The 12,384-nt window shown below is 57.2% G+C and carries 11 protein-coding genes; 2 read left to right on the forward strand and 9 right to left on the reverse strand.

What is annotated here, in order from left to right:
• Nucleotides 1–482 precede the first annotated feature (482 nt).
• The 3 genes from ACYVGU_RS03350 to ACYVGU_RS03360 all read right to left on the reverse strand — a co-directional run bounded on the left by ACYVGU_RS03350 (nucleotide 483) and on the right by ACYVGU_RS03360 (nucleotide 3,168).
• Complete coding sequence (locus tag ACYVGU_RS03350; RefSeq protein WP_460620900.1) at nucleotides 483–1,712, reverse strand: PQQ-dependent sugar dehydrogenase; 1,230 nt, start codon at nucleotides 1,710–1,712, stop codon at nucleotides 483–485.
• A gap of 215 nt (nucleotides 1,713–1,927) precedes the next feature.
• Nucleotides 1,928–2,443 carry a hypothetical protein gene (locus tag ACYVGU_RS03355; RefSeq protein WP_460620901.1) on the reverse strand — a complete coding sequence of 172 codons (516 nt, stop codon included), beginning with the start codon at nucleotides 2,441–2,443 and terminating at the stop codon, nucleotides 1,928–1,930.
• 20 nt (nucleotides 2,444–2,463) lie between these two features.
• On the reverse strand, nucleotides 2,464–3,168 hold the full coding sequence (locus ACYVGU_RS03360; protein WP_460620902.1) for a hypothetical protein: 705 nt from the start codon (nucleotides 3,166–3,168) through the stop codon (nucleotides 2,464–2,466).
• Nucleotides 3,169–3,412: 244 nt separating this feature from the next.
• On the opposite strand from ACYVGU_RS03360, the gene ACYVGU_RS03365 reads away from it, so the two are divergent.
• Nucleotides 3,413–5,530 carry a TonB-dependent receptor gene (locus ACYVGU_RS03365; RefSeq protein WP_460620903.1) on the forward strand — a complete coding sequence of 706 codons (2,118 nt, stop codon included), beginning with the start codon at nucleotides 3,413–3,415 and terminating at the stop codon, nucleotides 5,528–5,530.
• Nucleotides 5,531–5,650: 120 nt separating this feature from the next.
• On the opposite strand, the gene ACYVGU_RS03370 is transcribed toward ACYVGU_RS03365, so the two are convergent.
• The 4 genes from ACYVGU_RS03370 to ACYVGU_RS03385 all read right to left on the reverse strand — a co-directional run bounded on the left by ACYVGU_RS03370 (nucleotide 5,651) and on the right by ACYVGU_RS03385 (nucleotide 9,118).
• Nucleotides 5,651–6,808 (reverse strand): Gfo/Idh/MocA family oxidoreductase, encoded by a 1,158-nt coding sequence (locus tag ACYVGU_RS03370; protein ID WP_460612470.1) that lies wholly within the window; start codon nucleotides 6,806–6,808, stop codon nucleotides 5,651–5,653.
• A gap of 185 nt (nucleotides 6,809–6,993) precedes the next feature.
• Nucleotides 6,994–7,815 (reverse strand): universal stress protein, encoded by an 822-nt coding sequence (locus tag ACYVGU_RS03375; protein WP_460620904.1) that lies wholly within the window; start codon nucleotides 7,813–7,815, stop codon nucleotides 6,994–6,996.
• 464 nt (nucleotides 7,816–8,279) lie between these two features.
• The gene (locus tag ACYVGU_RS03380) at nucleotides 8,280–8,552 is read right to left on the reverse strand and encodes a hypothetical protein (protein WP_460612468.1); all 273 of its coding nucleotides are present in this window, start codon (nucleotides 8,550–8,552) and stop codon (nucleotides 8,280–8,282) included.
• A 41-nt stretch (nucleotides 8,553–8,593) separates the two neighbouring features.
• On the reverse strand, nucleotides 8,594–9,118 hold the full coding sequence (locus ACYVGU_RS03385; RefSeq protein WP_460620905.1) for a hypothetical protein: 525 nt from the start codon (nucleotides 9,116–9,118) through the stop codon (nucleotides 8,594–8,596).
• Between the two features lie 159 nt (nucleotides 9,119–9,277).
• Between ACYVGU_RS03385 and ACYVGU_RS03390 the strand changes: the two genes are divergently transcribed.
• Complete coding sequence (locus tag ACYVGU_RS03390; RefSeq protein ID WP_460620906.1) at nucleotides 9,278–9,574, forward strand: GNAT family N-acetyltransferase; 297 nt, start codon at nucleotides 9,278–9,280, stop codon at nucleotides 9,572–9,574.
• Between the two features lie 289 nt (nucleotides 9,575–9,863).
• On the opposite strand, the gene ACYVGU_RS03395 is transcribed toward ACYVGU_RS03390, so the two are convergent.
• Together ACYVGU_RS03395 and ACYVGU_RS03400 are read right to left on the reverse strand one after the other, a co-directional pair.
• Entirely contained in the window at nucleotides 9,864–10,361 is a 498-nt protein-coding gene (locus ACYVGU_RS03395; protein ID WP_460621990.1) for a fasciclin domain-containing protein, read from the reverse strand.
• A gap of 380 nt (nucleotides 10,362–10,741) precedes the next feature.
• Nucleotides 10,742–12,256, reverse strand: coding sequence for a sensor histidine kinase (locus ACYVGU_RS03400; protein WP_460620907.1), 1,515 nt, complete (start codon nucleotides 12,254–12,256; stop codon nucleotides 10,742–10,744).
• Between the last annotated feature and the right edge of the window lie 128 nt (nucleotides 12,257–12,384).

Here is a 12,384-nt window from a genome sequence, read left to right on the forward strand (position 1 = left end):
CACTTGCGTACCGACAACGGGCTAGTAAAGTCGTCCTGTTGAGCAGGTGGCGCATCAAGCTAGGTACCGAAGCATCTCGCGTGCTGAAGTTGGCTAGTTAAGTTACCCTATGGTGTGTGGACAATAAGCTAAAAGAACGTTATGCCGAGCTGGTCGAAGCATCTCTACCGAACTATTCAAACCAGGCGAAGCGGTAGAGATGCTTCGACCAGCTCAGCATGACGTGCTAGAAAGGCGCAAAAAAATAGCATTCTGTTACTGTCTATACACCCCAGTAAACAGCACGTCATGCAGAGCGCAGCGAAGCATCTCGCGTGCTGACGTTGCAATGATAACCCCAAAGATTCGAGCGAGATGCTTCGCTGCGCTCTGCATGACGTGCTGTTTACTAGGGTAATATACGTATACCAGGGGCAGCTTTGCCTTGGCTTGATGCGCCACTACATGCTCTAGAAGAGAAGGGAGTACGCCTGATGCTGGGGCTAGCTGCGTTTCTTGGCTGGCTTGGGGGCGGCTTTACTGTTGCCGGTGTAGGCCACGCGGTAGATCACGCCGTTGTCGTCATCGGATACCAGCAAGGAGCCGTCGGTGGCTTGCACAATGCTGCACGGGCGGCCAAACTCAGACTTGTCGTTTTCAACCAACCAGCCCGTTACAAAGTCCTCGAACTGCTGGGGCTGGCCCTGTGCGTTGAAGCGCACCCGCACGATTTTGTAGCCCGAGGGCTGGGCGCGGTTCCAGGAGCCGTGCATGGTCACGAAGGCATCGTGGCGGTACTCGGCCGGGAACTGGGCGGCACGGTTAAAGACCATGCCTAGGGGCGCCGAGTGAGCTTTGTACAGCAACAGTGGGCGCACAGCTTTGGCGTCAAACTGCTCGTAGGTTTCGCCCGATTTGGGCTTGTTGGCGGGGTAGGGCTTGCCGTCGGCAATGATGGAGGGCCAGCCGTAATTGCTGCCTTCCTTGATCTGGTTAAACTCTTCTTGCTGGTCCTCGTCGCCGAGCCAATCGATGCCGTGGTCGAGGCCGTAGAGCAGCTTGGTGCTAGGGTGCCAGTCGAAGCCAATGGTGTTGCGCAGGCCGGTGGCGTACACCTTGCGCCCTGAGCCATCGGTGTTCACCTGCAGCAAGGTGGCGTTTTCGGGGTTGTCTTCGTCGCAGGCATTGCAGGTGCTGCCTACTGAGAGGTAGAGCTTGCCATCGGGCCCAAATTGCAGGGTGCGGTTGGCGTGCTGGCCCGCGTCGGGCAGGTCGGTGTACAGGGTTTTCAGCTCGCCTAGGGTGCCATCGGCCTTCACATCGGCCACGTACAGCTCCCGGATGGCAGCCATGTAGAGCTTTCCGTCTTTCAGGGCCAGGCCGTGCAGATGCGGTTTCTGGGCTACCTGCTGCATTACTTCGGCTTTACCATCCTTGTTGGCGTCGCGAATTAGGGTAATGGTGCCTTTCACGCGGTTGGAAACGTACACGTCGCCATTGGGCGCCACGGCCAGCATACGGGGCATATCCAGCCCCTCGGCGTATTTGCTGACGGTGAAGCCCGCCGGGGCTTTTAAGCTGGCCACGCGCTCGGGGGTAGCGGGCAGCTTTTTGGGCAAGTAGATGTTGCCCGTCATCTTGAACGGAGTTGCCTCCGGCGGCACATTCTGAGCCGTAACAGATATACTAGCCAGCAGCGCAGCCGCCAGCGGAAAAGTCAGTTTAGAAAGCATAGCACAAGCGAATAGTTGTGCTTGGTTCAACTGCTTTTACAGTGTTGGGGTTACGCCGCAGGGGTTGCCCGCCATTCTCTGCCTAGGCGCCATATAGAAAGCAACGTGATGAGCAGTAGCAGGAGTGTGGTATTGCGCCATTCGACAAATAAATATGCTATATGACTGAGGTTAATCTTCAGAATCCATAATTGCTCCAGCCGCGAATGTGAAGACTAGCTGGTTGAAGTGGTGCCGCAAATGAATGAATAATGTGGTGGGATAGGAGGATCATTGCCCAGCAGATTGAAGGTGAAAGGCGGCCTTCTCAAATCCAGCCAATGCTTATGGATACCCATTCGTATAGGTATATCCAGTAATTGGATAAGTGTATTGTAGGAAGTTGATTCGTCAAAGTACACACGCAATGCACGTTGCTCAGGTATATCTTCTTTGATAAAAAGACAGACGCTCTCTACCATCCTCATATCGAAATAACCTGCCCATTCATTACTTGATACTGTGATATTCTGCCAAGGGCCCCATTTATCAATTTGTTGAGGTGTAGGGAATCCAACTAAGCAACCCTGAGGTCCTTTCGGATTGAACAATCTTATTTCCATTACTGCTTGCCGGGGTATAATACTTGGCAATGCTAGGCACCCTAGCAACAGCAGCCACGCCAGCGCCACTAGCCCCGGCGGGAGCAGCAAGTGGCGATGGTGGCGGCGGGGTAGGGGATAGAATAGCATAAGCATACAGGGTAAATATATCAATCGAACGCAGTACTAAGCCAAACTACACCACATACTGCTGCCACACCTAAGCAGGCGAGTAGTGCCGTGCCCCAGGCCGAATGATGAAGTGGCTTCACTACCCGGTCTGCCCACTGGCTGGTAGCGGAAGATGCCGAATCGGGGGCTGTCCGCTCAGGTACTTGTGTTGGGCTAGGTTCCAGCTCAGAGGCTAGCGCTGGGCGCTGCCAGGAGTCGGTGAGGGCATACACAGCTATAACAGGAGAGTAATGGTCGATAAAGTATTTCTTGACCTCAAGCTGGTTTAGCTCATCCAGCACATCAATGAGGCGGCCGTAGGTAGCATACGGACCAAAGCGAATGGATACCCCGTTGGTGTTGTCAGGAAACTGCATCATGTGCTTTAGCTGGTCGCGGAATAGCAGCAGATTCAGGCTGTCGTTGTACGTCTCTCCGGTCAGAGCCGTAGTGTGCCACAGGCGCATTCGACGTAGCTTGTCCGGCGGTGGCACCTCAAATCGGATGGACAGTTTAGACTCCTGGAAAGAGCGTGGGCGGGGGCGCAACGGCATGGCAATTTCCATTACAGTTTGCTTTGGTCTGTCCTGAACACTGAGCAGCAGAATTAGGCTTACTACCACCAGAAATGCTAGGTCGAGCAGCAATGATGGTGCAAATAAGAGGTGCTGCGGCCGGCGTAGGAGAGGCAGAATCTTGACCATGATACCAGGCAAAACCGGGAAGAATCGAAAGACAATAGCTGATTAACCTGATACGAAGCCAATGGAGGGTTTCGTATAGGTGAGAGGGTAGTACCGCAATATTTCCGCCTATCTGCGCAAGCAGAACCAAACGAAATTGGCTGGAAGCGGTATAGCACCTGTGACCAACAACGCCCTAGGGTGTGGGGCTAGGGCAAGCTGCTGCCCAATGCACCCGGTCTACCAGCTATTTACTGCTTTTCGAATGTCCTACCGTTACGCCGCGCCGCTGCTGTTGCTGCCGCTGCCTATGTTGGCCCAAAACCTCACGGCCACTCCTCCTGATACTACCTTGTTGCGCCCGCAAGTGCTACCCGAAGCCATGGTAACCGGCTACGGTCAGCAACTGCCCCTGCGCCGCACCGCAGCGGCCGTGGGCGTGCTGGATGCTGCCGTGCTGGAACGGTTTCCGCAAACGGCCCTCACGCAGGCGGTGAACACGCTGCCCGGCGTGCGGCTGGAGGAGCGCGCTTCGGGCAGCTACCGCCTGAGCGTGCGGGGCAGCACGCTTCGCTCGCCGTTTGGGGTGCGCAACACCAAGGTGTATTACCAGGGAATTCCGTTTACGGAGGCGAGCGGCAGCACCCCGCTTAACCTGCTTGACCCCGCGCTCTTGGGCGGAATAGAGGTAGTGAAAGGCCCGGCGGCCAGCGTGTACGGTGCTGGCACGGGCGGAGCAGTATTGCTGACTGGGCGTCGGCCCGCCGAGGGTAGTCGGGCCCAGGTGGGTTTCACGGCCGGCAGTTTCGGGCTGCGGCGCTACACGGCCGCCGTAGAAACGGGCACTGCCACCGGCTACCTGCGCGCCAGCTACGCCCGCCAAAACCTTGATGGCTACCGCGAGCAAAGTGCCCTGCGCCGCGATGTGCTGGCCTTAGATGGCCAGTGGCAACCTTCTGAAAAGCAAACCATCAGCCTCCACACACTCTATTCTGACCTGAACTACCAGCTCCCGGGTGGGCTTACTAGGGCGCAGTTTGAGGCAAACCCCCGGCAGGCGCGGCCCGGCACCGCCACCAGCCCCGGCACGGTGGCACAGCGCACCTACTACGCCTCGCGCACGGCGTTGCTAGGCGGTACGCACGAGGCGCGGTTTACCGAGCGGTTCAGTTTACGCACGACTCTGTATCTGAGCGGCAGCAGCATCCAGACGCCGTACCTGATAGACTTTGAGCGTAATACGCTGCTAGGCGGCGGCGGCCGGGTAGTAGCCAATTACCGCACCACGCTGGCCGGACGTACGCTGCGGTTGCAGGCCGGCACCGAAGGCCAAACGGGTTTCGAAAGCTCCCGCAACTACCAGAACCGCGCCGGCACGCCTGGCCCGCTGCGCTACGACGACGAAATCCGGACCCTGACGGGCTTTGCCTTCGCGCAGGCCGATTATGAGCTGCCAGCTGGGTTTCTGCTGACGGCCGGGGCCAGCTACAACCGCCTGCGCTACCGCATCAGCCGCATTTCCGACGCGGCAACTGCTCCCGATGGCTACCAGCTTACCCGCGACTTTCGGCCGGAGGTGTCGCCGCGGGTGGCGCTGCTACGCGAGTTTGGAACGGGCCTATCCGTGTATGGCAGCGTGAGCACGGGGTTCTCGCCGCCTACTGAGGAAGAAATTCGACCTTCGGATGCCTCTATAAACCGGGCGTTGCAGGCCGAGCGCGGCACTAGCTACGAGGTGGGTGCCCGCGGCCAGCTCTGGAATGAGCGTTTCCGTTACGACGTGGCTCTCTACGATCTGCGCCTGCGCCAAACCATTACCACCCGCACCACTGACCTAGGCACGCAGCTCTTCGACAACGCCGGCAGCACCCGCCAGCGCGGAGCAGAGGTAGCGCTCAGCGGCTGGCTCTGGCGGCCTACGGTGGCTGCAACCGATGGACCAGCCGCCGTAACGGCCCAGGCTGGCCTTCGGGCGTTTGCTAGCTATGCCTACAACCACTACCGTTTCCGAAACTATGAAAGCGGCGGCAACAACTTCAGCGGTAACCGCCTCACGGGCACTGCGCCGCACACCCTCACCGCTGGCCTCGATTTCAACGAAACGCTAGGGTTCTATCTGAGCCCAACCGTTAATCACCAGGCCCGCATCCCGCTCAACGATGCCAATACCCAATACGCCACCGGTTACTGGACCTTTGGTACGCGCGCCGGCTGGCGCCGCGAAGTAGGTGCGCTGGCACTGGATGTGTTTGGCGGCCTAGAAAACATAACCGACCGCAACTACAGCCTCGGCAACGACCTGAATGCGTTCGGGGGACGCTACTTTCAGTCCGCGCCCGGTCGCAACTGGTACAGCGGTGTGCAGCTAGCTTGGAAATGGTAACGCTGCCAGCTTGCTTGAAAAACGCTAGGCCCTAGAAAAGCGAAAACCCCTTAACGCCACGGTATGGTGTTAAGGGGTTTTCGCTTTTCTAGGGCCTAGTGGAATGACGTAGCAGGCAGGTTATACTTTCACTTTTTTGCCCGTGCGAGCAGCTTCGTAGATGGCCATGATCAGACGGATGTCTTTGATGCCTTCTTCGCCGGGCGTTTTGGGCGTTTTGTTTTGCATCACGCACTCGGCCATGTGGTCGAGCTCGGCAGCAAATTGGTTGCCTTCCTTGAGGCTGGGCTTCATCTCGCCGTCTTTGGTCCCGATGGTCATATTGTGCTCGTAGTAATCGGTGGCCGGGTCGAGGTCGAGGAAGGCTTTGTCGCCGAAAGCACGGTAGCGCTTCACCTCCTGAATGCTGTAGGAGCTGGTGCACGAGGCTAACACCCCGCTCGGGAAGCGCAGCGTGAAATGAATCGTGTCTTCTACCTCCTTGAAGCGCGGGTCAGACTTATCCGTGAATTCCTGGGCTGTTACTTCCACGGGTTCTTCGCCGGTGAGGTAGCGCGTGGCGTTCAACGAGTAAATCCCGATGTCCATGAGCGAGCCCCCGCCAGCTATTTTCTTGACTACGCGCCAAGCTTCGGCCTTTTCTTCGGTGGGTTTCACGGCGCGGCCGTGGTCGGCGGTTATCTGGCGCAGCTTGCCCAGCTCGCCCTTCCGGATGCGCTCAATGGCATCGAGGTTGAAGGGCTCGTACTGGGCCCGGTAGGCAATCATGAGCTTCTTGCCAGCTTTCTTGCAGGCGTCAATCATCTTCTGGCAGTCTTCCACGGAGGTGGCCATGGGCTTTTCGCTGAGCACGTGCTTACCGGCTTTGGCAGCCCGCAGCGTGTACTCCATGTGCATAGACGGTGGCAGCACAATGTACACTACATCCACGGCCGGGTTGTCTTTAATCGAGTCGAAGGTGTCGTAGGTGTAGATGTTCTTCGGATCAACACCGTACTCGGCCGCCAACTGCTTGGCTTTGTCGGGCGAGCCGCTGACCAGGGCCGTGATTTGGGCATGCTTACATTCTTTGAACGCCGGCATCATTTGCTGAGTAGCAAATTTGCCCAGGCCCACAATGGCAAAGCCCAGCTTCTTCTGATTATCGTTCTGCATAACGGATTCTGGTTGAATGAGGGGTAGTGCCGCGGCAGGCCCCGCTACGGCCACCAAGGCTGCGCCTAGGCCGGCTTGTCGCAGAAACTGCCGCCGCGAATCGGTGTCGGATGGTACAGGCATAGCGCTAAATTGAAATGCACGAGCTACACACAACGGCCAGATCCGGACAGGCGTTACGAAATGCCCAAGTCTTTTACCTGCTTGTCGTAACCTGGCAAGGGCTTTGGCTGCTTCAGGTGCCTAGTAAAAGCAACGGCCCGCTCGCAGGGTGCAAGCAGGCCGTTGCCTTATACCATGGATAGGGCCTAGTCCAAGGCAGGCAGCAGCAGAACGGGCAGGTGACTGTGCAGCACCACCTGGGGCGTAACGCTGCGGTTGAACAGCTGCCCCAGGAAGCTGCGGCGCCGCGCTATAAGCACCAGCATGTCGGCTTTGGTTTCGTGGGCCGCCTGTATGATGCCTTCCGGAATTCGCCGGTGCCGTACCCCGTGGGTCCGGACGCGCGACGGGAATGAGCCGAGCAGCCCACTAGCTGCCACCGCATCCAGCGAGGCCGAGCAGGAGTCACTGTCTTCGGGCTCGGCCACGTGCGTAACCGTTACCTGGGGTTGTAGGCGCTCCAACAGTATTCTAACCCCCTCCGACTGAGTTTTGAGGCTGATAGCCGAGTTGTCGGCGGCAATGGTTATGCATTTGGGTGGCACCGGCGCCGTGGTGCCCAGCGGAATAACCAGCAGCGGCGTGCGGGTGGCGCGCAGTACTTTTAGGGAAGTGCTGGTAACAAGTTCATCCGGAACAGTTTCGGTGTTGGGCTTGCCTAGTACAACCAGGGCAGGGGAGTGGCGGCGCACGGCATCGGCCACGGCGGCCTCCACGCCTTCCATCGCCGACTCAACGGTGGTGGGTACGCCCAGCGCCTGCACCCGCTCCGCCAACGACGCCGCTACCTCTCCCTCCGACATATGCCGGATGCTGCCATTGAAGGCATCGGGGTCGAGCAAGGATTCCCGCCGGATGTGGACGAGCACCAAAGGAGCCGCCAGCGGGCCTGCCAGCGCGGCGGCGTACCGGAGTGCTTGGTCGGCGGCAGGTGTAAAATCAGTCAGGACGAGGAAAGGAGCAGCCATATGCGGAAACAGATTTGGAAGAGAGTTGCAGGCGAATGGTGAGTTAGTATACGCTAAAAGCGCCATTCCGTAAGTTTTTCAGCTATTTTTCTGGCCGCCCGGCAGCGTTGCACACGGTTTGAGGCCCCACCAGGCCTAGTAAAGTATCAACCTTGAGAACTCCGGCTAACCCTACTCGCCTGGCTAAATATATTGAAAGCCATCTATCTCAGTTGGCGCTTTGCATAAGGCTAGTACCAAAGCCGAGCGTGTGAATGTAGTCCAGCGCCACTGCCCGCAGGCCTCTTGTAACTACTGTGCATCCAAGGCTCCAAGCCCGTATGTCACTCTGAGAGCTGTTCAGCATAAAGGGGTGTTCTGGAGCCCCAGTGCGTAGGTTTGCTGAACAGCTATCAAACAAAAAAGCCTTTCTACGCAGCGTAGAAAGGCTTTTTAAAAGGGTTGCCTTATAGCAACGCGTGGTCCTAGCGGTTGTTATCGTCAATAGGGTTGTTGTAGCCCGGAATATCCAGCTCGTCGCGACGGGTTTCGTTGTCGGGGTCGGGGCCAGTGGTGGAGCTCCCCATAGGAATGCCGGTGGTCTCCTCCTCTAGTCGGGCAGAGGTATCGAGCGTGCCTTCTTCATCGCGCTTGTAGCCATACAGCTCTTCGCGGTGCTTGCGTTGCTCGTCGGTCAGGTTAGCGCCCGATTTTGGGTCCAGCGCTGCCGCTGGATCTTGGTTGTTATCAGTGGCCATAGAAGTAGAGTAAAGAGGGAAAAGTAGGAAAGCCAGCGCCGTTATTTGCCGGAACCCGGAATGTCGCGGCCTTCATCGGGGCGCAGTGCGCTGAATTCATCGGGGTTATCGTTACTGCCAACGTTCGGGTTGTGGCCCTGGTCGTCGGTGTCCGGGGCGGGGCCGGTGCTGTGGTTGGCGGGCTCATTGGTGGCCCAGTTGCGGGTACCACCGCCGTAGCGTGGGTCGTCTTTAGCCCAGCCTTCGCGCTGCTCTTCATACTCGGCATTGGCTACGTGCCGAACTTCCGGCGTATCGAGGTTCTGTGGCACGCTGCCCCGCTGCTCCGGAAACGCAATGGGTGGCGCTACAGCACCGCCTTCGGTTACACTATCGCCTTCAACTGAGGCATTGGTGGCGCTAGTGGAAGCGTGGCCAAAATCACCGTACTGTGGCGACTTATGACCGTGGCCTACCGTGGGCTCCGGTGCCTGCGTAGGGGCATTGTTGGAGCGGTTTACTTGCTGCTGCTCGTCGGAGGCATTGCTCTGGTTAGAGGCCGGCGTATGTTCAGGGGTAGGTTGCATATCGGAAAGAAAGTAAGGGTAGAGGTGGGAAACGGGAGAATACAAACTGGGCTGTACCCGGTTTTGGTCGGTATACGTAGACCGACCTAAAAAAGCTACCACTCGCGCCTCGCAACCTATAGCCGGCGCTTCCCTCTCACACCCTATATACTTTTTCTTATGGCCGCAAACGTAGAACACAGTGCAGAAAATCAGGAATTTACCCTTGAAGAAAACGGGTTTGGCGGCGAGCTGGCCTATAGCCAGAATGGAAACGACATCATCGACTTTACCCACACCTATGTAGACGAAGAGCTCCGGGGCAAAGGCATGGCCGATACGCTGGCCAAAGCCGGCCTCGACTATGCCCGCGAGCAGGGGCTGAAAGTGCGCACCAGCTGTGAGTTTATGCGGGGATTTTTGCAGCGGAATGCCCAGTACCAAGACCTGCTGGAAACGCCCGCCCAGAGTTCCTAAGTGCCAGATGCGGAGAAAGCACCTTCTGTATTTCCGCTGTCTTGCCCGCTACCCCAAGTTGTCTGCTTCTGAAAGTTTGTTCTGATTCTCCTGCCAGTCGTGCGAAGCGAGCCGAAGCATCTCGCTCGCATCGTTGAATAGATACTCTACCTCAACACACCAGATGCGTTGATAGGCGGACGTAAGACCAAGCATGCCTGTTTTTGCGTTCTCAGCCACAACCTAGCCTCATAAAAAAAGCCGACCTGCTAGGGTCGGCTTTTTTAGTATCTGCTTAGCAGATAGAAGGTTATTTAGTCGGCATCAGCACCGTGTCTACTACGTGCGTCACGCCGTTTTTCGATACCACGTTCGGGATGGTAACGTTAGCCATGCCGCCTTTGGCATCATGAATCATTACCGTGTCGCCGCTGCGGTGCACCGTGAGCAGTTCGCCTTCCACTGTCGTGAGGGTTTGTCCGTCGCGCAGGTCGGCAGCCAGCAGGCGGCCCGGTACCACGTGGTAGGTCAGGATGGTAGTCAGCTTCTGCTTGTTTTCGGGTAGCATAAGCGAGGTAACCGTGCCGGCCGGCAACTTATCGAAGGCAGCATTGGTGGGGGCAAACACAGTAAATGGACCCGCGCCTTTCAGGGTTTCTACCAGCCCAGCGCCCTTTACGGCGGCTACCAGGGTAGTGTGGTCGGTAGAGTTGATGGCGTTATCCACGATGTCTTTGTCGGGCGTCATCATGGCGCCGCCCACCATTACGCCGGCAGCGGTGGTGCTGCTCATCTCCATCGATTTCATGTCGGCGCCTTTGCGGGGTTTGGTGGTAGCCTTCAGCTTGGCCCCGTTATCCGACTTGCCCTTTACCTTCACCTTGCCGTCGTCGGCTACTTTGGTTTTGCTGCTCATGCCAGCTTCTTTGGTCTTGGTCTTCTCGTCATCCGACTTGGTCTTGACCTTGTCTTGGGCCATAGCGGAACCAGCGGATAAAGCAAACGAGAGCGTGAGGGCGGAAAGCAAATACTTGTTCATAGGAAGAAAATTGAGGTGGAGAGAGAAATATGCAGCCAACAAAAGCTGGGGTGCGGCCATATACGCAGAAGCTCAGCACTTAGATGTAAACCGGTGGCCGCGCGCCTTGTTACTACCGTCGTTTCTGCCTGCCACGTGGGCAGGGTGGTTCAGCTTTCATCGGGCGGGGCTTCTGGCGTAGTGGGGGTAGCTGCTAGGGGCAGGCACACCGTAAACTCGCTGTACTTGCCTTCTTCCGACTTTACCGTGAGGGTTCCGTTGTGGCCTTTCGTTACCATATCGTAGCTTAACGAAAGGCCCAGGCCGGTGCCTTCGCCCGGTGGCTTAGTAGTAAAAAATGGATGGAAAATCTGGTCTAGCATGGTAGCCGGAATGCCGGTGCCATTGTCATACACGTTCAGCAACACCATGGAGCCTTCGCGGCGGGTAGAAATGGCCACCGTGGGCCGGTAAGAGCCGGCTGGCATCTGCTCGGCTTTCTTTTTCACGGCATAAAAGGCATTGTTGAACAGGTTCAGCAGCACGCGTCCAATATCTTCGGCTACCAGTTCAAGGGGTTGAAGCTGCAGCGAGAAATCAGTGGAGAGCGTAACGTTGAAGGAGGGGTCTTTGGCGCGCAGGCCGTGGTAAGCTAGGTGCAGGTATTCGTTGCAGAGGGCATTAAGGTCAGTGGGGCGCCGCTCCCCACTGTTGGCGCGGGAGTGCAGCAGCATCGAGCGTACAATGCTACTGGCCCGGGCTGCGTGCTCGCTCACGCGCTGCTGGCTTTGGGTTAAGTCGTCGAGGGTAGGTAGTACTGCTTTTTGGCTTTCCTCCGATAGCGGTTCCTTGGCCAGGGTTTCGCGCAGCTCCTGCACCAGCTCCTGGCCCACCTCCGAGAAGTTGGTAACGAAGTTGAGCGGGTTCTGAATTTCGTGGGCAATGCCGGCGGTTAGAGCCCCCAGCGAGGCTAACTTTTCCTGCTGCACTAGTTGGGCCTGGGTGGTGCGCAAATGGTGCAACGACTGCGCCAATGACTCATTCTGGCTGGTAAGTAGCTTTTCCTGCTCCAGGTTCTCGCTACGGAAGTAGTACACCACCAGAAACAACGTCAGGAAGCATAAGGCCACGTTCACGTTGTAGAAATACGCACTGTTGGGCGCATACAGCGAGTACGTGACGAGGGTCATGGCGTGGCGCACCGCGAAGTAGGCCAACACGTTCACCAGAAACAGAAACGCTAGCTTCCAGAACGTGCGGAAGAACAGCATGGCCACAATGCTGTTGGTAATCAGGTAAAACTCCACGCCATCGTGGCGCCTGACGATGGCCGTAGCTCCGCAAATAACCGTTACGCTCAGGATGTTGTAGTACGCCGAGGCATCGAAGCGGTGGTAGTAATTTAGGAACAGCGGCGGAATGTGCAGCACCAGCCCGGCCACGCACACCCGGAACGTTACCCAATCCGGCGAGTTAAAGTACAGCACCACATAGCCAGCATAAATTAGAATAGTTATCCAGCAGATGCCATTGAGCAAGTGCACCCGCTTGAGTTGCCATACGGTAAGTGTAGGCAGCACCCCCAGATTAATGGCCCGCAGCCACAGCTCCCTGGCCCACTGCTTTAGCCCGGCCCAAAAGGGTGGAGCGGTAGCTTGGGGTGGGGTAGGCACGGGAGCAAGCATAAGGTAAGTTGATAAGGGGATGGAAATAAAGCGCCACGCTAGCTCTGCGTGTGCACAAAATGACACATAATTTCCTGAAATAAATTCCTATTTAATAATACTATATTTATAATTAAAAACTACTTAAG

It is taken from the genome of Hymenobacter tenuis (assembly GCF_054780495.1).

Coding starts and splice junctions, on each gene's coding strand:
- ACYVGU_RS03350 (WP_460620900.1), bottom strand. CDS start 1,712: ATGCTTTCTAAACTGACTTTTCCGCTGGCGGCTGCGCTGCTGGCTAGT.
- ACYVGU_RS03375 (WP_460620904.1), bottom strand. CDS start 7,815: ATGGCTGCTCCTTTCCTCGTCCTGACTGATTTTACACCTGCCGCCGAC.
- ACYVGU_RS03395 (WP_460621990.1), bottom strand. CDS start 10,361: ATGAAATCGATGGAGATGAGCAGCACCACCGCTGCCGGCGTAATGGTG.
- ACYVGU_RS03365 (WP_460620903.1), top strand. CDS start 3,413: ATGTCCTACCGTTACGCCGCGCCGCTGCTGTTGCTGCCGCTGCCTATG.
- ACYVGU_RS03360 (WP_460620902.1), bottom strand. CDS start 3,168: ATGGTCAAGATTCTGCCTCTCCTACGCCGGCCGCAGCACCTCTTATTT.
- ACYVGU_RS03380 (WP_460612468.1), bottom strand. CDS start 8,552: ATGGCCACTGATAACAACCAAGATCCAGCGGCAGCGCTGGACCCAAAA.
- ACYVGU_RS03385 (WP_460620905.1), bottom strand. CDS start 9,118: ATGCAACCTACCCCTGAACATACGCCGGCCTCTAACCAGAGCAATGCC.
- ACYVGU_RS03355 (WP_460620901.1), bottom strand. CDS start 2,443: ATGCTATTCTATCCCCTACCCCGCCGCCACCATCGCCACTTGCTGCTC.
- ACYVGU_RS03370 (WP_460612470.1), bottom strand. CDS start 6,808: ATGCCTGTACCATCCGACACCGATTCGCGGCGGCAGTTTCTGCGACAA.
- ACYVGU_RS03400 (WP_460620907.1), bottom strand. CDS start 12,256: ATGCTTGCTCCCGTGCCTACCCCACCCCAAGCTACCGCTCCACCCTTT.
- ACYVGU_RS03390 (WP_460620906.1), top strand. CDS start 9,278: ATGGCCGCAAACGTAGAACACAGTGCAGAAAATCAGGAATTTACCCTT.